Origin of the sequence: Xenorhabdus sp. TH1 (genome assembly GCF_037260955.1) — a bacterium.
GTDB lineage: Bacteria > Pseudomonadota > Gammaproteobacteria > Enterobacterales > Enterobacteriaceae > Xenorhabdus > Xenorhabdus griffiniae.
Genome location: NZ_CP147734.1, coordinates 3,041,349 through 3,063,167, shown reverse-complemented (window position 1 = coordinate 3,063,167; position 21,819 = coordinate 3,041,349). Strand labels below are relative to the sequence as shown.

Genomic DNA, 21,819 nt, shown 5'->3' with positions numbered 1-21,819 from the left:
TTTTCCGATTTTCCCGAAGGGAACTGCCGTGTTGAACCGTTATCCTTTGTGGAAGTATCTGATGCTGATCGCTGCGATCCTCATCGGTTTGCTTTATGCACTTCCCAACCTTTATGGTGAGGATCCGGCTGTACAAATTACTGGCGCGCGAGGTATCGCCGCCAGTGAAAAAACGCTGGACCAAGTCCGTAATGTTTTAGAAAAAGATCAAATCAAGAGCAAGTCCATTGCGTTGGAAAATGGGGTAATCCTTGCTCGTTTCAATAGCACGGATGTGCAGCTCCGTGCGCGTGAAGCCTTGGTCTCTGCACTGGGTGAACAATATGTTGTGGCATTGAACCTTGCGCCTGCAACGCCTGTCTGGTTAAGAGCCGTCGGTGCTGAGCCGATGAAACTGGGGCTTGACCTGCGTGGTGGTGTTCATTTCTTGATGGAAGTGGATATGGAAACCGCGCTGGGTAAATTGCAGGAACAGAATATTGATGGCCTGCGCTCTGAACTGCGTGATCAGGGTATCCCTTATTCGACTATCCGTAAAACGGATAATTATGGCGTCGAAGTTCGTTTCCGTGATAACGATGCACGCTCTAAAGCGGAAAGTTATCTTGAACCTCGTCACCGTGATTTGGTGTTCTCTAATGAAGCCAACAGCACGCTGAAAGTGGTGATGAGTGATGAGCGTCTGCGTGAAGCTCGTTCTTATGCAGTGCAACAGAACATCACAATCTTGCGTAATCGTGTCAACCAATTAGGTGTTGCAGAACCTCTGGTTCAACGCCAAGGTGCAGACCGCATTGTGGTTGAACTGCCTGGTATTCAGGATACTGCCCGCGCAAAAGAAATTCTTGGGGCAACCGCAACACTGGAATTCCGTCTGGTCAATACCAATGTTGACCAAAATGTTGTGCAATATGGCCGTATTCCGGCTGATTCAGAAGTGCAATATACCCGTGATGGTAATCCGGTTGTACTGTATAAGCGCGTTATCCTGACGGGTGACCATATCACCGATTCGACTTCCAGTGCTGATGAAAATGGTTATCCACAGGTGAATATTTCCCTGGATAGCGCTGGCGGCACGGCCATGTCTAATTTCACCAAAGATAATCTGCACAAGCCAATGGCAACGTTGTTTGTGGAATATAAGGACAGCGGTAAGAAAGATGCCAACGGTCGTGCGATTTTGGTTAAGCAAGAAGAAGTTATCAACATCGCCACTATTCAGTCACGCTTGGGTAACAGTTTCCGTATTACCGGCATTAGCAATCCGACAGAAGCTCGTCAGTTATCACTGTTACTGCGGGCAGGGGCGTTAATTGCGCCCATCCAGATTGTAGAAGAGCGTACGATTGGGCCAACTCTGGGCTTGCAGAATATTGAGCAGGGCCTTGAAGCGTGTTTGTGGGGGTTGATTGCTTCTGTCGTCTTTATGGTGATTTACTACCGCAAGTTTGGTTTGATTGCGAGTTCTGCGTTGTTGGCTAACCTAGTGCTGATCGTCGGTATTATGTCCCTGTTGCCGGGAGCGACTCTGACCATGCCGGGAATTGCGGGTATCGTCTTAACGCTTGCCGTCGCCGTGGATGCGAACGTATTGATCAACGAACGTATCAAAGAAGAATTGCGTAATGGCCGCACGGTACAGCAGGCAATTCACGAAGGCTATAAAGGGGCGTTCTCCAGTATCATCGATGCAAACCTGACTACGCTGATTACGGCTATTATTTTGTATGCAGTGGGTACTGGCTCTATCAAGGGCTTCGCGATCACCACCAGTATTGGTGTGGCGACTTCAATGTTCACTGCTATTGTGGGAACACGTGCAATCGTGAACTTGCTGTATGGTGGCAAGCGTATCAATAAGTTGTCAATTTAAGGAGCACGTTGTGGCACAGGATTATACTGTTGAACAATTAAACTATGGGCGTAAAGTTATCGACTTTATGCGCTGGGACAACGTTGCCTTTGGGATTTCGTTCCTGCTGTTGATCGCTTCCATCGTCATGATAAGCACTCGTGGTTTTAACTGGGGGCTTGATTTTACCGGTGGTACGGTCATTGAGGTGAAGCTGAGTCAACCTGCGGATCTGGACAAGATGCGTGCGAGCCTGAGCCAGAATGGTTTTGCTGATCCTCTTTTGCAAAATTTTGGCAGCAGCCGTGATGTTATGGTTCGTATGCCACCTGTGGCTGGTAATGCAGGGCAAGAGCTTGGCAATAAGATTATCTCGGTGATTAACCAGGATATTGATAAAGATGCCAAGGTTAAACGTGTCGAATTCGTTGGCCCCAGTGTCGGGAACGAACTGGCACAAACCGGAGCGATGGCATTACTGGTTGCACTGATCTGTATCCTGATTTATGTTGGTTTCCGCTTTGAGTGGCGTCTAGCATTAGGGGCAGTTATTGCACTGGCGCATGACGTGATTATTACATTGGGTATTCTGTCGTTGTTCCACATCGAAATTGACCTGACTATTGTTGCGTCATTGATGTCCGTTATCGGTTATTCATTGAACGACAGTATCGTAGTGTCGGATCGTATCCGTGAGAACTTCCGTAAGATACGCCGTGGTACGTCGTATGAAATCACCAATATTTCCCTGACTCAGACCCTGAGCCGTACCATCATGACTTCCGCAACCACATTGTTGGTTGTATTGATGCTGTATATTTTCGGTGGCGAAATGCTGAAGGGATTCTCACTGGTCATGTTAATCGGTGTTTCTATCGGTACAATCTCTTCTATCTATGTTGCTTCTGCCCTGGCTTTGAAATTGGGTATGAAGCGTGATCATCTGATCCAGCAGAAAGTTGAGAAAGAAGGGGCAGATCAACCCTCCATTCTTCCTTAATTATTTTGCATGATCGAGCACTGATATCGCTTAAACACCCTGTGAGTACTTACTGACAGGGTGTTTTTCGTCATCACTTCAAGGTAAACTGTTATCCCTTCGGTTAACTGTCAGGAAACGATATGCATTGCCCATTTTGCGCAGCCGTTGATACTAAAGTTATTGATTCCCGCTTGGTAGGGGATGGCTCACAAGTGCGCCGTCGCCGTCAGTGCCTGGAATGTCATGAACGCTTCACGACGTTTGAAGTTGCAGAGCTGGTAATGCCACGAGTCATTAAAAGTGATGATATTCGAGAGTCTTTCGACGAAGAAAAATTGCGTCGTGGAATGCAGAAAGCACTGGAAAAGCGTCCTGTCAGTTCTGATGATGTAGAAATGGCAATTAGTCACATTAAATCACAGGTTCGGGCTACAGGAGAGCGTGAAATTCCGTCCAAAATGATCGGAAATTTTGTCATGGATGCGCTGAAGAAACTTGATAAAGTGGCTTATATCCGTTTTGCGTCTGTTTATCGCAGTTTTGAAGATGTTCGCGAATTCGGTGAAGAGATCGCCAGATTACAAGACTAAACGCTGTTACTCTTACTAAAAACCAGAACACTGATTAAACGCTATGACACTTGATGAAATATATATGTCCAGAGCGCTGGAACTGGCGTATCAAGGACGTTTTACAACATCCCCAAATCCGAATGTAGGTTGCGTCATCGTTAAGGATGAGCAGATAATCGGGGAAGGTTTTCATTTACGGGCGGGCGAACCTCACGCAGAAGTTCACGCTCTGAGTATGGCCGGTGAAAAAGCGAAAGGCGCTACGGCTTATGTTACCCTTGAACCATGCAGCCATCACGGTAAAACCCCCCCTTGTGCTGATGCTTTAATTGCCGCAGGTTTAAGCCGTGTTGTGGTAGCGATGCAAGATCCCAATCCTCAAGTTGCTGGGCGTGGTTTGTATAAATTGCAGCAGGCCGGAATTGCAGTTGAACATGGTTTAATGATGGAACAGGCGGAAACCTTGAATAAGGGGTTTCTTAAACGTATGCGTACAGGATTCCCGTACCTGCAATTGAAACTGGGCGCATCATTGGATGGTCGAACTGCGTTGGCATCAGGGGAAAGCAAGTGGATTACCTCACCGGAAGCCCGCCAGGATGTACAGAAACTACGGGCGCAGTGCAGTGCTATTTTGAGTTCTAGCGCAACGGTACTGGCAGATGATCCTTCCCTGACTGTCCGTTGGAATGAACTGGATGCTGAAACCCAAGCGGTTTATCCGCAAGAATGGCTTCGCCAACCAATCCGTATCATTACAGATAGCCAAAATCGTGTAACTCCACAGCATCAAGTTGTCCAGCAACCAGGGGAATGTTGGTTAGCTCGTACTAAGCAAGATCAGCAAAAATGGCCTGATAATACCGAACAGATTTTATTGCCAGAACATGGTGTTGGTGTTGATTTAGTGTTGCTGATGATGCAACTTGGAAAGCGTCAGGTAAATTCTGTGTGGGTGGAATGTGGCTCCGCTTTGGCTGGGGCTTTATTGTCGTTAGGGTTGGTCGATGAATTGATTCTGTATATCGCGCCTAAGATATTGGGAAATAGTGCCCGTGGATTGTTCGATATCCCTGAATTGCAAAAATTATCGGATGCTCCTGAATTTACTCTGTTTGATGTTCAACAGATTGGTCCTGATGTGCGTCTCCGCTTACGGCCGTGTTAAGTGTTTTGATTTTGGGATAGCCCTAAATCAAAAATAATGTGATAAGATCCGCGCCCCTGCGGATATGAATAAAGTATAAGGAAGGCTATGAACGTAATCAAAGGTGTTGTTGCAGCTCCTGAAGCCCGCATTGCCATTGCAGTTGCCCGCTTTAACAACTTCATTAATGACAGCCTGCTGGAAGGGGCCGTTGATGCGTTAGAACGCATCGGCCAGGTTTCTTCAGACAATATCACCGTAGTATGGGTACCGGGTGCTTATGAACTGCCATTGACGGTCAAGGCGTTGGCTGAGTCCCAAAAATATGATGCGGTTATCGCTTTAGGTACTGTTATCCGTGGTGGAACCGCCCATTTCGAATATGTTGCCGGCGAATGTAGTTCAGGTTTGTCCAGCGTGGCAATGTCCAGCAACATTCCTGTTACATTGGGTGTTTTGACAACAGAAAATATTGAACAGGCGATTGAACGCGCTGGGACTAAAGCGGGCAACAAAGGTGCGGAAGCTGCCTTGACCGCGTTGGAAATGATCAATGTAATCAAAGCCATTAAAGGCTGAATTTTTTAGTTTTAATTAAGGGGAATTTTGTGAAACCTGCTGCTCGTCGTCGTGCTCGTGAGTGTGCTGTTCAGGCAATTTATTCATGGCAATTATCCAAAAACAGCATTGCTGATGTTGAATTGCAGTTTCTGTCAGAGCAGGACGTAACCGGTGTTGATATCACCTATTTTCGTGAATTGCTGTCCGGGGTAGCAGTCAATGCTACAAAATTGGATGCCTTGATGGCGCCTTATCTTTCCCGCCAGCTCGAAGAGTTAGGTCAGGTAGAAAAAGCCATCTTGCGCGTTGCGATGTTTGAACTAAGCTTTCGTGATGATGTCCCCTACAAAGTGGCTATTAATGAAGGTATCGAACTGGCAAAAACGTTTGGTGCTGAAGATAGCCATAAATTCGTCAATGGGGTGTTGGATAAAGCTGGCCCGGCAGCACGTAAGAAAAAGTGATTGCTTGCCAGGAGTTCCCCATTATAACTCAATGATTTTACACATGAGGCCGGAAATCCGGCCTCATGTGCTCATCGTTGGTCACTTTTTGGAATTCTATTATGGCATGTGGTGAATTTGACCTCATTGCACGTTACTTCAATCGCCCTCTCAGCCGCCGACGTGATGTAAACCTAGGGATTGGTGATGATTGTGCACTGATGACCGTTGCGGATAAGCAAGAATTAGCGGTAACAACGGATACGTTGGTGGCCGGTGTTCATTTCCTTCCTGATATCTCACCGGAAGATTTGGCTTATAAAGCACTGGCTGTCAATATCAGTGACTTGGCTGCCGTTGGGGCAGATCCTGCCTGGGCATCGTTGGCGTTAACGTTGCCTGACGTCAATGAGGATTGGTTAAAACGATTTAGTGATAGCCTGTTTGAACAACTGAACTATTACGGTATGCAGTTGATTGGTGGAGATACAACAAAAGGCCCCATGAGTTTGACGTTAACCGTACATGGACTGGTGCCGGCTGGCAGGGCGTTGCGTCGTGCTGGTGCGAAGAACGGTGATTGGATTTATGTCACCGGAACACTGGGTGATAGTGCCGCAGGGCTTGCCTTGTTGCAAGAGCATCTGACCGTGGAGGATCCTGCTATCCACCATTGGCTGGTTAAGCGTCATCTCCGTCCACAACCACGCGTTTTACAAGGACAGGCGCTGCGTGATCTGGCTTCTTCCGCGATTGATCTGTCGGATGGGTTGATTTCTGATCTCAACCATATTTTGACGGCCAGCCAATGCGGTGCGCGTATTAATCTGGATGCACTGCCGTATTCGGAAGCGATGCAGCAATATATTCCCGCTGAGCAGGCGTTGAAATGGGCGCTGAGTGGTGGGGAAGATTATGAGTTGTGTTTCACAGTACCTGAGCTTAACCGTGGTGCGTTAAATATGGCATTGGCCCATTCAGGGGCAAGTTTCTGCTGTATTGGGCAAATCAGGCCTGAATCAGAAGGTATCCGCTATTTTAACAATAACAAAGAAATTGAGCTGGATTTGAACGGTTTTGACCACTTTAAAACGGATGAAAAATCGGTAGTACCTTGTCCGGCTGCACACCAAGAAGAAAATGATCAAACAGAGGGAACGCATGGATGACGCAAAACGCCACTTAAAAATGAGGAATCCATGGCATCTATTGGCTACGGGATTCGGTAGTGGTTTATCGCCGATTATTCCGGGCACAATGGGTTCAGTGGCGGCGATCCCTTTCTGGTTACTGTTGGCGCAGCTACCGGCATGGGGAATCTGGTTGGTTATTGTGTTGGGAACCATCATTGGCTGTGTGATTTGCCAGAAAGCTGCCGATGCCATGAATGTGGAAGATCCTGGTTGTGTCGTTTGGGATGAATTCATCGGAATGTGGATTACACTGATGGCGATCCCTGTACTCAACTGGCAATGGATTTTGGTTGGCTTTGTGGTATTTCGTATTTTTGATATGTGGAAACCGTGGCCGATCCGCTGGTTTGACCGCTATGTAAAAGGTGGTATTGGCATCATGCTGGATGACATTATCGCGGCAATTTTTGCGGTTGTTGTCATTTGGTTACTGAATTTCTACCAACTGTTACCTTTCTAAATTAAATAGCCACTGAATACCAGTGGCTATTTTTTCAGCTTGTTGTTCCGCCATCGATGGTAATCTTGGATGAAAAACATTTATTGGATGAAAAGGGAATTGGAGACCAAAAGGGATAAAACCGATATCCATGATACCGTACGGGCATTAAATATCGGTATTAACGTGGGTTACTACAACATTTGAGATTCAAATAAAAAGCCTGCTTTCAGGACGTAAAAATCTTTCTGGCACATAGATATCGAAATTATTAAAGCGACAATATTCTTCCAATTGTTGAGCAGAGCTAACACCAGCCTTTTTATATATTTGAGCTGTATAGTTTTCGACAGTACGATAAGAAATATTTAATATTCTACCAATTTGCTTACTGGTATATTTGTGCAAGGAGAGAAAAATGACGTCCCATTCTCGTTGGGTAAATAGTTGAGTTGGTGGTTGAAACATAATGGAAGCAGGGAGTTTACCATAGTATAAGCGAGTCAATGAATAATCCTGAGCTTTCCATAGGTGATATATAATTCCGATACATTCCCCATTTTCATGATAAAGTGGTGATTTTTCACAAAAATAAGAGGATAATGTTTTGGTATTTCCCCAAATATGCGTTTCGAGAGAAATATATGATTTTTCATCTTGCATGACTTTTTGGTCATGATGAACATATGCTTTTGCAAACTCGGCACCATCCCAGGGAAGTTCGTCATCGTAAAGCCCTTCAAAATCAAAAGAATCAGAAAATCCCTTAATGGAACTCAACGCTTTGTTACCGTAGATAAAGCATGAGTTTTTATCTTTTATTCCCCAAGGATCGTGACTTATTGCTAGCGTGTTAATTATTTGAGGTGAAATGATAGGTTTATTACTCATGTTATTATTCCTTTTTTATATTTTGGGTATATAGAATAAGATTATTTTTCTATTACCAATCGTGGCAACTCTTTCAAAGAGATACTGGTAAATTAAATTAATTTCTAGGTGATATTATTTTGTTTTTTCATGTTATTAACTATTAACTATTAACTTATTATTTTGATTGATTATGGTTGAAATAAGTTGACCACATGATATGGTACAACAATTAGCCTGCCAAAGATTGGGTGTTTATTAATTTTAATATATTAATTACTTACATGAAAAATAGTATTTTATAAGGTTAAGGTTCAATGTATGTTACGTTACAATTGAAGAAAATGGATAGCATTATAAAGCCTTCACCATTAATTAACGCAATATTAACATTTTAATGTTATCTAATTGAGGATAAGTGCTTAGTACTATTTATTTGCCCTAAGGTAAAAGATGTTCATTAAAGTATTTCATACGCTTCCAACATTCCAAAAAATAACTAAACTATTTGAGAGTGTTATCGGTTATAAAAATCTATACGAATATCTTTTGTTTTATTATTAGTATTTTTCACGAGCGCCATCTCCAGGGAACAACCTGTAATAATATAAAAATAAACCTTAAATAGGATATATACCAATCTAACTTCAAGATGCTTGTGATTTTTCCCCGCAAAGCGGGGAGAAATCAGGTTTCATATCGTGTTGTAAATTGCAACTTGAAATTTAATGCGTATAAACATAGTGCTTTTAATAACTAAAATAAGGGAAAAGAAGGATATGTATTTTAGTAAATAGCTAGGGTTAATTACCTGAAACTTTTCTGGTGAAAAGTTTCAGGTACGATTATAGAATTAAAACAGGAACAATTTCTCGGTTACCTTTTTATTTTTATGTATTAACCTTATGTTCTTAACTGAACCAAACCATTAATCGCTTTTTCGAGGTATTGACGAGGGCAACCTAAATTTATTCGGATAAATCCTTTTCCTCTATCACCAAAACTGTATCCCATCGAAACGGCAATTTGGGCTTTTTGTATTAATAGCTGTTGCAAGGTATTATCATCTAAACCTAAATCGCGACAATCCAGCCAGGCCAGATATGTGCCTTCCGCTTTGATCATGCGACACCAGGGGACAGAAGACGCCAAAGCCTGTTCGAACCAGCTACGATTTTCAGCCAGATAATCTTGTAGTTTATCAAGCCACCTATCTCCATGCTGGTAGGCTGCTGTCGCTGCAGTCATAGATAATGAATTAAATATATCTAACCCGTGAGCGTTTAACCGATCATTAAAATCTTGCCGGAGAGTGGGATCTGGGATAAGGAAATTTGATATACGCAGCGATGCAAGCCCAAACGTCTTACTGGCTGAGGTCGCCGCAATCACGTGGCTATGCCATTCACTCCCAAGATGCAATATTGAGGTGAATTTTCCCCAAGGCAAAATTAAATCAGCCCAAATTTCATCGGAAATTATCGTCGTACCGTATCTTTTGCAGAGTACCAATAGCTGGAGCAATTCGTCACGATCCCAACAGCGGCCAGTGGGATTGTGCGGGTTGCATAGCAACAGCAAAGGTGGTTTGTGCTGCTCCAATATGTGTTCTAGATGAGCATAGTCAATTTTATAGCCTTTGGGATCTTCGAGAAGTGGGTTTTCAATAACTGCCCTGCCGTTCATAGTAATAATTTTGGCAAACGAAGAATAATAAGGCCCCTGTATAATGACCCCTTCACCTGGTTTACTCAGCATTTGTATCAGTAAAGCTAATCCAGGTATGACACCTTCTATTGAGGTGAACCAATCCCTGTGTAAAGTTAGTTTATGACGCCTTGAAAACCAGTCTATTGCTGCTTGATAGTAGAGATCGTCGCGCTCACTGTAACCGAAAATACCATGATCAATTCGGCAGGATAGGGCTTGCAGGACTTCTTTGGGACATTGAAAATCGAAGTCAGAAACCCACATAGGTAGCAGATCAGTTTTATTTAAATGTAGGTAACGATCTAAAAAATCCCACTTAACAGAACCTGTATTATGGCGATCGATTATCTGGTTGAAATCAGGTGATTCCACGTTAAATTTCCTTTTTCTTTAGGGCATTTTCCGATGGTTTTTTTGCAATACCGAAACCAGTAAAGCCATAAATGAGAGCCAAAAAGACGGCTGCATAACATTGGATTGCCCAAGGCAGTAGATCAAGCGTACTGACACCTAATGTCGTCGCCATGTAAATGCCCGCAGACGTCCAAGGGATCAGGGGTTCGATGACTGTACAGCCATCTTCTATGGTGCGTGATAGATTTTTGTTATCTAGTCCCATCCGGCAATAAGCTCCCTTAAATAGCTCTGCCGGGATGAGAAGGGCCAGCTTGCCATCACAGGTTGCGCCAGTGAGTAGAATGGTTGTGGATAGGGTTGCAGCGATGAGTTGCCCGGTTGTGCGAACAGCTTGCAGAAGCCGATTAATAATAACGGTTAAAGCGCCAGTGAGCGTTAACGCACCGGCAAACGCGAATGCACAGAATACAAGCAGTATAGTACCCATCATTGAGAACATACCACCGCGATTGAGTAGGCGAGGGACATCGCTAACGATCCCGGTGATATTGTGTCCTTGATCAGAGAACATGGAGAGGTTGAAACCATCAATTAAGGCATTAAGGCCTTGTTTAAGCGTGAACCCCTGAAGACCTATGCCGATGGCAATAGCCAATACACAAGCCGCTAACATGGTTGGTATCACTGGGCGTTTTGTTATTGCTCCCCACAACACCAGTATTGGAGGTAAGATCAACAATAAATTGAAGTGATACAGATTTTCAAGAGAGTACAGGATTTCTGTAATTTTTTCGGGGGTTGCTACGTTATCCGTTAAGCTTGTATGACCCGCAATAAAATAAACAATGGTGGCCAAAATGAAGCTTGGGATAGTGGTGTACATTAAGTGTTGAATATGACTGTAAAGATCAGTGTCGGCAACGATTGCAGCAAAATTAGTTGAGTCAGATAACGGCGAAATTTTATCACCGAAATATGCCCCTGAGACAACCGCGCCCGCTGCCGCCGCTAAAGACACATCAAGGCCAGCAGCGACTCCCATTAGGGCAACGCCGACTGTTCCGGCTGATCCCCATGATGTGCCAGTACAAACTGAAATTAAGCTTGTGATAAAGAAGGCGGCAATGAGTATGTATTGAGGACTAATCAGTTTTAAGCCCCAGTAAACCATATAAGGTATGGTTCCACTGAACATCCAGGTGCCAATTAAGCCTCCAACGCAAACTAGTATCATAATCACTGGCATTGCTTTGGCTAGCTTTGCCACAATGGCATCAATGATGTCATTCCAGCGATAGCCTTGCCAATATGCCAAGGTTGCTGCTATTGCCGCTGAAAAGAGCAATAAGGCTTCGATGCGCAGACTGAGTTGACCATAGCCAATAATTAGCAGAAGGAGCATTGCTGCAATTGGCAGTATCGCGAGTCCTAGGTTTAGTTTTTTCTTATCATCCATATAAAAATTCCAGCTTTATGTAGCTTATTGAGATAAAAAGTCATTTAATTGAAAATACGGAATCTCTTATGACCAGTTCCGCTGAGAACATATTCATTTGTGGAGGTAGTTCTTTTTTGGCGCTGAGTTGTAATGCGAGGTTCGCTGCCCGTTGAGCCATTTGTTCGATTGGGTTGCGTACAGTCGTTAAGGTAGGGTAGAGATACCGGGCTGTAACGACATCATCAAATCCAACGATTGATAGTTGTTCAGGTAAGTTGATTTTCCGCCGATGCAGGTATTTCATCATACCGGCAGCCATAACATCATTGAATGTCACTACCGCAGTAAAGTTGATGCCACTGCTTAAGAGTTTTTCTGCTGCTTGTTCCCCACCTTCTTCATTAAATGGAACGCTAATAATCCAATTGCTAGGTACTGTGATACCCGCATTAGTCATTGCGGCATAGTATCCTTCTAAGCGGAGCTTTCTATCATCGATAGGTAAATTTGCCGTTACACAAGCAATTTTGCGATGGCCATTTTGGAGAAGATAGTTGGTTGCAGTTTGGGAAGCGCTGATATTATCTAACCAAATGCATCGGTTAGCGATGGCCGGGATATATCGATTGATAATCACTAATCCTGGAGTATGGGCTGCGTAACGTAATACATCTGCATCACTCATTCTGCTGATATGGGCAACGATTGCTTCACATCCTTGGTTGATTAAAAAGTTCAATGCAGATTTTTCGAGTTCAGCTTGATGCCCGCCACTACAAACCATGAGTTTGGCTTCTTTTTTTCGCGTAATTTTTTCAACTCCACGAGCCAAAAGGGAGAAAAAAGGATCAGCCAAATTACCCGTCAGTAAGCCCAGCATATTCCCACATCTTTTTGCCAATGCAAGCGCGGCAGAGTTACGACGGTAGTCGAATTCACGCATCGCTTTTTCTACCCGTTCACGGGTACCCGGCTCGACGTAAGCTGTATCATTAATAACACGGCTAACCGTGGCTACAGACACGCCAGCTCGATGTGCTACATCTCTCATAGTGGCCATGTTATTTCCTCGGCAATTATGTGAGATAAGTATGAAGTGGGATCATATCCCCATTTATTTAAGCTTGTATGAAGGCTTAAATCACCTTTTTGATTAAGCGACAGAGGGTTTAGCACGCAGATATCCCCCTTAATATAGCAAAGCATGGTCTATGGATTTTAAATAGTTGGGTGGAATATAGAGATCATAATTATTTTTTTCACAAAGAGTTTTCAATTCAATAACTGAACTAATTGAGAATTTTTCATAGATAACATTAAAATACCTTTCCAAGGTACGATATGAGATTTTCAGCTCATTAGCAATGTCTTTATTACTAACGCCACGGCAAAACAAAAAAATGATCAACCATTCCTTCTCTGTCAATATATTGTTAGGCGGGTTAAGGTTAATAGATGTGGAAATATCATTTTTGATATAATAATGTACGGAAAAATGATTCATTTCTTTGGCATGGCCAATTATTCCGATGCACTGATTATTTTCATCCATTAATGGGTATTTTTCACAGAAATAGGGTTTGAGTTGTTGATCACTCTGTTGAAAATAAGCTCCAATAGATGATACTCGTTGCATCGATTGTAAAACCTTACGATCATGTTCTTCAAACAGATGAACAAGATGATTAAATGGTGTCTGTAACTCTTTTTCCGTATATCCTGTAACATCAAACTGTTCAGGTAAGTTATTTAACGTCATAAACGTTTTATTTGCATATATAAAACGGAGTTTATGATCTTTTACAAACCAAGATTCATGACTTTTATCCCACATATTTGTTAATTGAGGAGTGATTTGACTCATATATAACCTTCAATAATGATATTTTCTTTATTTTTCAAATTACTGCTTGGTTAGCTCCACTCACCCCTCAAGCATGTCCCTAATCACAATTTCCCTAATCACAATTTCCCTAATCACAATTTCCCTAATCACAATTTCCCTAATCACAATTTCCCTAATCACATAGCATAGTAGAGGCTGTTGATGCTTTAAGGTTACAATTCATTCTAGTAATCTGTGTGCTTTTGAATTGATCGTTATGGAAAATGTAACGAATTTATTTCAAATGGAATGTGAGAAGAGCTTGCTATTCATGTAACCGGTTTCATGGAGTGTAAAAATGTGACTTTCGTTGTTTTTTTGCCTTATTTATCACTGGAAAAAATCAGCACCGTAGAATTACATTACCAATCAGTGCTGATTATTTAATTTGCAATAATTACACTTTGCTTGTAGTAAAACGCCGTACCCACAACAAGATCAGTACTAATATTGTCAGTGGAAAGCCGTGGAATATCAGAATGACAATGGAAGGTGGTAGCCAAACATAAAACGGGGCAACCAGCAACATTCCTATCCCAAAGCCCGTCATCTGTAACAGCGTCAGTAAACTGAAAATTGGCAGACGTAAGTTTTCCGGTTCACTTTGTGCCCGTGATATTAGGCTCACTTCCGCGATCCCATCCCCTATTCCTGCCCAGATGGCGAATAGCAGTAGCCAGAATACGCTGTTTTGTTGGAAAGTGAGGATAAACCCAGTCGACATCAGAGCGACACCGATAAAGAATAGTTTCTCCATCCTCAACAGGTTGCGGCTACGTAGCAGGTAACTCGCCAATCGCGCGCCTGCGAATTTTCCTATCGCCCATGTTGCCAGTAATAATCCCATTGTGGTACTGGCGTTATTGGGGGTAAGGAGTTTCGAAATGATGGGAAAACCAACGTTATGGGCAGCACTACCCAATGTATCTGCCAGACTGAGAAATAGCATACCTGCCAGCATGGGCGTACCGCGCAACCCGTGGCGCAATTCACGCCACTCGTTACCCAGTTCTCTCGATATTTTAAGCTCTGGCAAGGAGAGAAAACGAAGGGGCATAATCAGGATCGCAGCCAGTAGATAAGTCATGATATTGACGGTAAATACTATTTCATAACCACTGCTTGCGACCAAAAGTCCCGATACAAGGCTGCCAAATACGGCTCCCGTGGCGGCGACAGAGGTAAGCCAGGAATTAGTCGATATACGTTGGGAGGTATGAACCCAATATGGCAGTTGACTGTTTAGCCCGATAGCAAACATTGAATTGCCTAAGCCAATGCCGAAGGCGATCACGGGTAAAATCAGTAGCTGCTGTGATGTGGGGAGCAGCAATAACAGGGAGAGTACAATGACACGTACCAGATCAAAAAAGACCAGCGGCCATCGGCCTGTAAATCGTCTGAAAAAAGGGGTTCCGATCAAGCTGGCAATGATACCGCCAGCAACACGACAGGCAAGAAAAATACTGACGTGCATGACGCTATTACTGAGCAGATAAACATAAGTGGAGAGTGCTACCATATTCAGGAATGCACCAAAATCGGAAACGAATCGAGCACTAACGATTAATAAGGCATTAAGGCTAGACCAACGCAAAACCAAACTATTTTCCTGGCTTGGCATGATTATTCGCTCACTTATTATTTAGGGAATTGTCGGAAAGTTACCAGCAATAGATCCCGAAATTCTGTGTTTGTATGAGATACTTGTCGAATACCGCTTGCTCGATGATAAAGTCGTTTATCATTTATTGCGAGTGTTTCAAGAAAATGTTCCAGTGCGGGGTGTAGCAAGGGCGGCGCTTTATTGAGGAAAAATACTAAAATGGGCGAAGCAAGATTAAATTTTTTATAGGAAGTAAAATGGATGAATATTTAATAAAAACACTCATCCATTTTTTATTAGCAATTATTCAGCCAGATATTTCTCGATGTTATTTTGGATACCTGTCGCATCCAACCCTAAATCAGTATGAAGCTCTTGTTGTGTTCCTTGTGGTATAAAGTTATCGGGTAAACCCAGATTTAATACAGGAACTGACAATTTTTTCTGCATCACTAATTCGTTAACCCCACTGCCTGCACCACCCATGATGGCATTTTCTTCTAAAGTCACCAGCAACTCGTGGCTGGCTGCCATTTCCAGCACCAGCGCTTTATCCAGTGGTTTGACAAAACGCATATCCACAACAGTTGCATTCAGGTTTTCAGCCGCTTGCAGCGCATAGTCTAATAATGTGCCAAAGTTAAGGATCGCAACGCGCTCTCCTTGACGACGGATTATGCCCTTGCCGATTGGCAATGTTTCCAAAGGTTGGAGTTCAGCACCTGTCCCTGTACCGCGAGGATAACGAACAGCAACAGGGCCTGCTTGATAATGATAGCCGGTATGTAGCATCTGGCGGCATTCGTTTTCATCGCTGGGTGCCATAATTACCATATTCGGGATGCAGCGCAGGAAAGAAAGATCAAAAGCACCTTGATGGGTTTGACCATCTGCACCGACAATGCCGCCACGGTCGATAGCAAACAAGACTGGTAAGTTTTGGATGGCGACATCGTGGATCACCTGATCATAAGCGCGTTGCAGAAAGGTCGAATAAATGGCAACGATAGGTTTGTAGCCGCCAATAGCTAGACCTGCGGCAAAAGTGACCGAATGTTGCTCGGCAATCGCGACATCAAAATATTGTTCAGGATATTCGCGGGAAAAGCGCACCATACCGGAACCTTCCCGCATGGCTGGAGTGATCGCCATCAGTTTTTTATCATATGCGGCTTCTTCGCACAGCCAATCACCGAAGATCTTGGAAAATGTCGGGCGAGTATCAGCACTTTTCGGCAAAGAACCCGTTGAAGGATCGAATTTGGGGACAGCATGCCAGCTGATTGGATCTTTTTCCGCTGGTGCATAACCACGACCTTTTTTAGTCATAATATGCAGGAATTGTGGCCCTTTCAGTTCGCGCATGTTTTTCAACGTTTGGGTTAGCGCCAGTACGTCATGACCATCAACAGGCCCGATATAGTTGAACCCAAGTTCTTCAAACAGCGTTCCGGGAACCACCATGCCTTTCAGATGTTCTTCCGTTTTTTTCAACAACTCTTTGATAGGCGGCAGGTTGGAAAAAACTTTTTTGCCGCCTTCACGCAGAGTTGTATACAGTTTGCCTGACAGAATCTGTGCCAGATGGTTATTCAATGCTCCCACATTTTCAGAGATAGACATTTCATTGTCATTGAGAATAACCAGCATGTCGGGATCGATATCGCCGGCATGGTTCATAGCTTCAAAAGCCATGCCCGCAGTAATGGCACCATCCCCAATGACGCATACCGTTTTGCGGCCTTGACCTTCGTGTTCGGCAGCAATAGCCATACCTAAGCCAGCGCTGATTGATGTGGATGAGTGGCCGACGCATAAAGTGTCGTACTCACTTTCTTCTCGCCAGGGGAAGGGGTGAAGGCCATTTTTTTGCCGAATGGTATTAATGCGATCACGACGTCCAGTTAAAATTTTGTGTGGGTAGGCCTGATGACCAACATCCCAGACTAAATTGTCAAAAGGGGTTTTATAAACATAGTGAAGTGCGACGGTTAATTCGATAGCGCCAAGGCCGGAAGCAAAGTGACCACTGGAGCGGCTGACACTGTTCAGCAAAAATTGACGCAGTTCATCGCATAACTTTGGCAAGGTTTCTTTGGGTAGCAGGCGAAGCTCTTCTGGAGTTTCAGCCAATGCCAATGTTGGATATTTCGCTATATCAATGCTCATGCTATGCCTGTGTAAAATGCTATATCCGTTAGAAGTTGAATATTACGAACCCTGTTATTATCAGTGTGTAATTTCTGGGTTCACCCCGTAAGGCGCTTTATCGGTTTTTTTAGCTGTTTCTCTCAATGATAAAACCAGCCAATTTCTTCAAGGTTGCGGTGTTATATGACCGTTTTTCCAGCTCTGTAAGGGCGGCGAGCGCTTCTTCATACAGATCTCTGGCTTTTTGTTGGGCTTGCTCTAAACCCAATAATGCAGGGTAAGTATTTTTACCGAGTTGCTGATCATTGCCCTGACGCTTACCAATAACTTCAGTATTGCCAATGACATCCAAAATATCGTCATGTACCTGAAATGCCAGGCCGATGGCTTGGGCATATTGCTCCAGCAAAGGCAGCACTTCGCGGCCACGTTGTCCCGCACTATAAGCGCCCAATCGGACGGCTGAACGTATTAATGCGCCTGTTTTATGTTGGTGGATCTGTTCTAGTGAAGCAAGATCGATCTGCTTACCTTCAGCTTCCAAATCCAGTGATTGTCCACCACACATACCGGCAAAGCCACTGGCGCTTGCCAGTTCAGCGATCATAGCAAGGCGATCGGATAAGGTCACATGGGGCATATCCTGTTTTGCCAGGATCTCAAAAGCCAGTGATTGTAAGGCATCACCGGCTAAAATAGCCTGACTTTCACCAAATTTGATATGACAGGTAGGCTGCCCACGACGTAAATCGTCGTTATCCATTGCGGGTAAATCATCGTGGATCAATGAATAGGCGTGAATGCACTCTATCGCGATGGCTGCGGCATCAAGACTTGTTTTAGGGAGGCCAAATATTTCTCCCACGCTGTAAACTAAAAATGGACGTAGCCGTTTTCCACCCAGTACAGCACCATATTGCATTGCTGTACCTAATGGACTGTTTAAAAAGGGCAATGAAGAAAATATTGCCATCAGTTTGGCATTAATGTGTTGCTGACAAGCACTCAGCCTTTCTTCAAAAGATTGCTCTTCAAAAAGAGCCTTATATTGTTCAGACATAAATTTACTCAGCGTCGGACGAAAATTCATCAAGAGGCGATTGTGCATCATGGTTTAGTAAAATTTGCACTCGTTGCTCCGCCTGTTGAAGCGTTTTCTGTCCTTGTCTTGCAAGTTGAATACCACGTTCAAATTCATTCAACGCATCTTCTAATGGGAGTTCCCCGGATTCCAGCCGAATAACAATTTCCTCTAACTCTTTAAGAGCGGTTTCGAATGCTGGCATTTGTTCGGTTGCTGATGTTTGATTTGCTTTAGGCATAATGACTTAACATATGGTTATTTAATGAATTACAGCAAAGCAAGTTTGTGACAGAATTGCTGAGTACCCTACTACACCAAGAAAAATAAATCATGTGTTACCACTATTTTTTTATAGTCGGTTTTTGCAGTCGATTTTTTACAGGTGATAAGCCAGATGGTGTTATACTCTGCGCCCTATCCAACTGAACACTTAAGAACAATCATTGATGTTGTTGATGAGAGTTCAATATTGAATAACTACTATATCTTATTATGAAGTTTATCATTAAATTATTCCCAGAAATTACGATTAAGAGCCAGACCGTCCGGTTGCGCTTTATTAAAATTCTTGCCAGCAATATCCGCAATGTGTTGAAGACCTTTGGAGAAGGCATTGCTGTGGTTCGCCATTGGGATAATATCGAAGTTCGGGTTAAGGATGATAACCTCGGTGCGGAAATTTGTGACGCGCTGACACGTATTCCAGGTATTCACCATATCCTGCAAGTAGAAGAGCGGGATTTTCGTGATCTACATCATATCTTTGAACAAACCTACGAAACTTACGGCCATTTATTGCAGGGTAAAACATTTTGTGTTCGCGTAAAGCGCCGTGGTAAACACAGTTTTACATCCAATGAAGTTGAACGCTATGTCGGTGGCGGCTTGAACCAGCATATTGAATCAGCCAAGGTGAAACTGACCAAGCCTGATGTCACTGTGAGTCTGGAAATTGATCAGGATAAGCTGATTCTGGTTAAAGCCCGTCATGAAGGGATTGGCGGCTTTCCTATCGGTACGCAGGAAGATGTCCTGTCATTAATTTCCGGTGGATTTGATTCCGGTGTTTCCAGCTATATGTTGATGCGTCGTGGCTGCCGTGTGCACTACTGTTTCTTTAATCTCGGTGGCGCAGCCCATGAAATTGGCGTAAAGCAGGTTGCCCATTATTTGTGGAACCGATTTGGCAGCTCGCATAAAGTCCGTTTCGTTGCTGTCAATTTTGAACCTGTCGTTGCTGAAATTCTGGAAAAAGTCGATGACGGGCAGATGGGGGTTGTGCTGAAAAGAATGATGGTCAGAGCGGCTTCTAAAGTTGCGGAACGCTATGGTGTACAGGCGATTGTAACCGGAGAGGCTCTGGGGCAGGTGTCTAGCCAGACTTTGACTAACTTAAGGTTGATTGACAATGTTTCAGATACGTTGATCCTCCGTCCCCTGATTTCCCATGATAAAGAACACATTATTAAGCTGGCTCGTGAGATTGGCACCGAAGATTTTGCCCGCACGATGCCGGAATTTTGTGGGGTTATCTCAAAAAGCCCAACAGTGAAAGCTGTTAAAGCCAAAATTGAAGCAGAGGAAAACAATTTTGACTTTGAGATCTTAGAACGTGTGGTTAGTGAAGCCCAAAATCTGGATATCCGCCAAATTGCAGAACAATCCAGTGAGCAAGTGGTGGAAGTGGAAATGGTATCTGCATTTTCCCTTAATGATGTGTTATTGGATATCCGTTCTCCCGATGAGCAGGATAACCGTCCGTTAAATATAGAGGGTATTGAAATTCAGTCATTGCCTTTCTATAAACTGGGCACCCAGTTTGGGGATCTGCCGAAAGAAAAAACTTATCTGCTTTATTGTGAGCGTGGTGTGATGAGCCGTTTACAGGCGCTTTATCTGCGTGAACAAGGTTTCGGCAATGTGAAGGTGTATCGGCCTTAATTTATTGTGAAAGCACAAGGCTGCTTATGGAATTGATTCCGATAGGCAGCCTATGTTGTATCTTCTTCCCCCTTTATAGGATGGGGTAATTACTGGATGTTTTGGTAATTATTAATGCCGGGGGGTAAGATAAGTTGTGCAGCAACTTCTGCGGCTTTTTCTTTTCCTTTCAACAATTCAATCAGTTTCAAGGCGAAGTCAAAAGCAGTAGCAGGCCCTTGGCTGGTCAGTAAATTAACCCTTTCGTCAAAATAAACCCGTTTATTAATCCATTTTTCTGGTGCAATCTTATCCTGCATACTGGGATAGCCAGTCATATTTCCGACAGGGAAAAGTTGATGATATTCCAATACGATCGCTGGGGACGCACAGATTGCTGCAATGATTTTGCCCTGACTTTGGGCGGTTCGAATTTTTTCCACTACGAGTAAGCTGTCACGAAAACATTCTGCACCTTTTATGCCTCCCGGCAGAATGATGGCGTCAAAATCTTCATCAACGACATTAACTAAGGGAACATCAGCAAGGATTTTGACGCCACGTGAGCAGGTTAAAGTGAGGGAACCATCGGATTCCGTACTGGCTACAGTAACCTTAACTCTCGCCCGAACAAGTAAATCAATTGTCGTGACAGCCTCGATTTCTTCACTACCGTGGGCGAGACAAATAAGGGCTGAGGCGCTCATATTCTTCCTCCTTGCGTTTAATATAATGATAAACAGCCGTATTTTCTTTGATTGGTAAGCCGTGAATGCGAGCTCTACGCATTAAAAAACCAGTGATGTAATCTATTTCTGTATGCCGCTGTGCCCGTATATCTTGCAGCATGGATGAGTAATTTTCAGCGGTTTGCTCAATCACGTCCATGACGTAATCAATCAATGTTTGTTTGGTTGTATGGATACTATCATGTTCCATAACCTGGTAAATTTCACCACATAATGCCTGAATTTGTGCCTGATGATGCCGTAACTCACCATTTTTGCAGTCATAAATGACGGTGAGGGGATTAATGACACAGTTGACGGCAAGTTTCATCCAACTGATAGCATGTATTTCATTGTGCCATGCTACATCGGGCAGGGCGCTGTGTAAAATATCGGCCAGATCGCTGAGTTTGGCTGCATTGGCTGTTATGGCGCCAATGTGAGTCATCCCTTGTGATTTATAATGCACAATGCCATTGCTCCGATAGGCTCCATGCGTAGTCACGCCAAGTAAAATAGGGTTTGATAGGGGCGCGAATTCTGTCTGGGTTCCCATTCCATTATGCAATAACAGGATTGGACAATGGGGAGGAAGTTTGTCAGCAAGGTGATTGACCGCGTCAGAAACTTGCCATGCTTTTAAACAAACGAGGAGTAACTTGCTTTCAGCAAGATGTTTTTCGTCGTTGGCAGGAAATTGTTGGCTAAAAGCCTGACCATTAAAGTTTTCAATCTGGACGGAAATAACAGGTTGTGGAACCCTTAGCCATCCTTGAACACTATGATCCTGTTGAGATAAGGCAGCAAGCCAGAGTTTGCCTATAGCACCACAGCCAAGAACGGTTATTTTCATATTTCTTCCTGATCTGAAAATAGGA

At 43.6% G+C, this 21,819-nt stretch carries 21 protein-coding genes; 9 read left to right on the top strand and 12 right to left on the bottom strand.

Annotated elements, in window-relative coordinates:
* Window positions 1-28 precede the first annotated feature (28 nt).
* The 8 genes from secD to pgpA all read left to right on the top strand — a co-directional run bounded on the left by secD (window position 29) and on the right by pgpA (window position 7,213).
* Entirely contained in the window at window positions 29-1,876 is a 1,848-nt protein-coding gene (secD, locus tag WDV74_RS13375; RefSeq protein WP_338883269.1) for a protein translocase subunit SecD, read from the top strand.
* 10 nt (window positions 1,877-1,886) lie between these two features.
* On the top strand, window positions 1,887-2,855 hold the full coding sequence (secF, locus tag WDV74_RS13370) for a protein translocase subunit SecF (protein ID WP_189758893.1): 969 nt from the start codon (window positions 1,887-1,889) through the stop codon (window positions 2,853-2,855).
* 122 nt (window positions 2,856-2,977) lie between these two features.
* The gene (gene nrdR / locus WDV74_RS13365; protein WP_338883268.1) at window positions 2,978-3,427 is read left to right on the top strand and encodes a transcriptional regulator NrdR; all 450 of its coding nucleotides are present in this window, start codon (window positions 2,978-2,980) and stop codon (window positions 3,425-3,427) included.
* A 43-nt stretch (window positions 3,428-3,470) separates the two neighbouring features.
* A complete protein-coding gene (gene ribD, locus WDV74_RS13360; protein WP_338883267.1) occupies window positions 3,471-4,577 on the top strand; it encodes a bifunctional diaminohydroxyphosphoribosylaminopyrimidine deaminase/5-amino-6-(5-phosphoribosylamino)uracil reductase RibD in 1,107 nt (368 codons plus the stop codon).
* Between the two features lie 87 nt (window positions 4,578-4,664).
* On the top strand, window positions 4,665-5,135 hold the full coding sequence (gene ribE / locus WDV74_RS13355) for a 6,7-dimethyl-8-ribityllumazine synthase (protein ID WP_189758896.1): 471 nt from the start codon (window positions 4,665-4,667) through the stop codon (window positions 5,133-5,135).
* Between the two features lie 29 nt (window positions 5,136-5,164).
* Window positions 5,165-5,581, top strand: a complete 417-nt coding sequence (nusB, locus tag WDV74_RS13350; RefSeq protein ID WP_338883266.1) for a transcription antitermination factor NusB — start codon at window positions 5,165-5,167, stop codon at window positions 5,579-5,581.
* Window positions 5,582-5,682: 101 nt separating this feature from the next.
* On the top strand, window positions 5,683-6,729 hold the full coding sequence (gene thiL, locus WDV74_RS13345) for a thiamine-phosphate kinase (RefSeq protein ID WP_338883264.1): 1,047 nt from the start codon (window positions 5,683-5,685) through the stop codon (window positions 6,727-6,729).
* Complete coding sequence (pgpA, locus tag WDV74_RS13340) at window positions 6,722-7,213, top strand: phosphatidylglycerophosphatase A (protein WP_338883262.1); 492 nt, start codon at window positions 6,722-6,724, stop codon at window positions 7,211-7,213. The genes thiL and pgpA overlap by 8 nt, the downstream gene beginning before the upstream one ends.
* A gap of 189 nt (window positions 7,214-7,402) precedes the next feature.
* Here pgpA and WDV74_RS13335 read toward each other — a convergent pair whose 3' ends face one another.
* The 10 genes from WDV74_RS13335 to xseB form a co-directional block, all read right to left on the bottom strand.
* Window positions 7,403-8,083 carry a LuxR C-terminal-related transcriptional regulator gene (locus WDV74_RS13335; protein ID WP_338883261.1) on the bottom strand — a complete coding sequence of 227 codons (681 nt, stop codon included), beginning with the start codon at window positions 8,081-8,083 and terminating at the stop codon, window positions 7,403-7,405.
* Window positions 8,084-8,965: 882 nt separating this feature from the next.
* Window positions 8,966-10,144: a MalY/PatB family protein gene (locus WDV74_RS13330; protein WP_338883260.1), complete on the bottom strand. Its 1,179-nt coding sequence runs from the start codon at window positions 10,142-10,144 to the stop codon at window positions 8,966-8,968.
* 1 nt (window position 10,145) lies between these two features.
* Window positions 10,146-11,585 (bottom strand): Na+/H+ antiporter NhaC, encoded by a 1,440-nt coding sequence (nhaC, locus tag WDV74_RS13325; RefSeq protein ID WP_338883259.1) that lies wholly within the window; start codon window positions 11,583-11,585, stop codon window positions 10,146-10,148.
* Between the two features lie 40 nt (window positions 11,586-11,625).
* A complete protein-coding gene (locus tag WDV74_RS13320; RefSeq protein ID WP_338883258.1) occupies window positions 11,626-12,627 on the bottom strand; it encodes a LacI family DNA-binding transcriptional regulator in 1,002 nt (333 codons plus the stop codon).
* 129 nt (window positions 12,628-12,756) lie between these two features.
* Window positions 12,757-13,431, bottom strand: a complete 675-nt coding sequence (locus WDV74_RS13315) for a PAS domain-containing protein (protein WP_338883256.1) — start codon at window positions 13,429-13,431, stop codon at window positions 12,757-12,759.
* A 418-nt stretch (window positions 13,432-13,849) separates the two neighbouring features.
* Window positions 13,850-15,076, bottom strand: coding sequence for an MFS transporter (locus WDV74_RS13310; protein ID WP_338883255.1), 1,227 nt, complete (start codon window positions 15,074-15,076; stop codon window positions 13,850-13,852).
* A 17-nt stretch (window positions 15,077-15,093) separates the two neighbouring features.
* A complete protein-coding gene (locus tag WDV74_RS13305) occupies window positions 15,094-15,246 on the bottom strand; it encodes a 2OG-Fe dioxygenase family protein (protein ID WP_338883254.1) in 153 nt (50 codons plus the stop codon).
* A 115-nt stretch (window positions 15,247-15,361) separates the two neighbouring features.
* Window positions 15,362-17,227, bottom strand: a complete 1,866-nt coding sequence (gene dxs, locus WDV74_RS13300) for a 1-deoxy-D-xylulose-5-phosphate synthase (RefSeq protein ID WP_338883253.1) — start codon at window positions 17,225-17,227, stop codon at window positions 15,362-15,364.
* A gap of 109 nt (window positions 17,228-17,336) precedes the next feature.
* Window positions 17,337-18,269: a (2E,6E)-farnesyl diphosphate synthase gene (gene ispA / locus WDV74_RS13295; RefSeq protein WP_338883252.1), complete on the bottom strand. Its 933-nt coding sequence runs from the start codon at window positions 18,267-18,269 to the stop codon at window positions 17,337-17,339.
* Window positions 18,270-18,273: 4 nt separating this feature from the next.
* Entirely contained in the window at window positions 18,274-18,531 is a 258-nt protein-coding gene (gene xseB, locus WDV74_RS13290) for an exodeoxyribonuclease VII small subunit (protein WP_338883251.1), read from the bottom strand.
* A 254-nt stretch (window positions 18,532-18,785) separates the two neighbouring features.
* Between xseB and thiI the strand changes: the two genes are divergently transcribed.
* A complete protein-coding gene (thiI, locus tag WDV74_RS13285) occupies window positions 18,786-20,234 on the top strand; it encodes a tRNA uracil 4-sulfurtransferase ThiI (RefSeq protein ID WP_338883250.1) in 1,449 nt (482 codons plus the stop codon).
* A gap of 89 nt (window positions 20,235-20,323) precedes the next feature.
* Here the strand turns inward: thiI and yajL are convergent, their stop codons facing one another.
* Together yajL and panE are read right to left on the bottom strand one after the other, a co-directional pair.
* Entirely contained in the window at window positions 20,324-20,920 is a 597-nt protein-coding gene (gene yajL / locus WDV74_RS13280; protein ID WP_338883248.1) for a protein deglycase YajL, read from the bottom strand.
* Window positions 20,883-21,794, bottom strand: a complete 912-nt coding sequence (panE, locus tag WDV74_RS13275) for a 2-dehydropantoate 2-reductase (RefSeq protein ID WP_338883247.1) — start codon at window positions 21,792-21,794, stop codon at window positions 20,883-20,885. The genes yajL and panE overlap by 38 nt, the downstream gene beginning before the upstream one ends.
* Window positions 21,795-21,819: the final 25 nt, after the last annotated feature.

Excerpts from the sequence above, each read along its gene's own strand:
- WDV74_RS13320 (WP_338883258.1), bottom strand. The coding sequence starts at position 12,627 with ATGGCCACTATGAGAGATGTAGCACATCGAGCTGGCGTGTCTGTAGCC.
- panE (WP_338883247.1), bottom strand. The coding sequence starts at position 21,794 with ATGAAAATAACCGTTCTTGGCTGTGGTGCTATAGGCAAACTCTGGCTT.
- thiI (WP_338883250.1), top strand. The coding sequence starts at position 18,786 with ATGAAGTTTATCATTAAATTATTCCCAGAAATTACGATTAAGAGCCAG.
- thiL (WP_338883264.1), top strand. The coding sequence starts at position 5,683 with ATGGCATGTGGTGAATTTGACCTCATTGCACGTTACTTCAATCGCCCT.
- ribE (WP_189758896.1), top strand. The coding sequence starts at position 4,665 with ATGAACGTAATCAAAGGTGTTGTTGCAGCTCCTGAAGCCCGCATTGCC.
- nhaC (WP_338883259.1), bottom strand. The coding sequence starts at position 11,585 with ATGGATGATAAGAAAAAACTAAACCTAGGACTCGCGATACTGCCAATT.
- nrdR (WP_338883268.1), top strand. The coding sequence starts at position 2,978 with ATGCATTGCCCATTTTGCGCAGCCGTTGATACTAAAGTTATTGATTCC.
- yajL (WP_338883248.1), bottom strand. The coding sequence starts at position 20,920 with ATGAGCGCCTCAGCCCTTATTTGTCTCGCCCACGGTAGTGAAGAAATC.
- WDV74_RS13335 (WP_338883261.1), bottom strand. The coding sequence starts at position 8,083 with ATGAGTAATAAACCTATCATTTCACCTCAAATAATTAACACGCTAGCA.
- WDV74_RS13315 (WP_338883256.1), bottom strand. The coding sequence starts at position 13,431 with ATGAGTCAAATCACTCCTCAATTAACAAATATGTGGGATAAAAGTCAT.
- dxs (WP_338883253.1), bottom strand. The coding sequence starts at position 17,227 with ATGAGCATTGATATAGCGAAATATCCAACATTGGCATTGGCTGAAACT.
- ribD (WP_338883267.1), top strand. The coding sequence starts at position 3,471 with ATGACACTTGATGAAATATATATGTCCAGAGCGCTGGAACTGGCGTAT.
- ispA (WP_338883252.1), bottom strand. The coding sequence starts at position 18,269 with ATGTCTGAACAATATAAGGCTCTTTTTGAAGAGCAATCTTTTGAAGAA.
- WDV74_RS13310 (WP_338883255.1), bottom strand. The coding sequence starts at position 15,076 with ATGCCAAGCCAGGAAAATAGTTTGGTTTTGCGTTGGTCTAGCCTTAAT.
- xseB (WP_338883251.1), bottom strand. The coding sequence starts at position 18,531 with ATGCCTAAAGCAAATCAAACATCAGCAACCGAACAAATGCCAGCATTC.
- pgpA (WP_338883262.1), top strand. The coding sequence starts at position 6,722 with ATGGATGACGCAAAACGCCACTTAAAAATGAGGAATCCATGGCATCTA.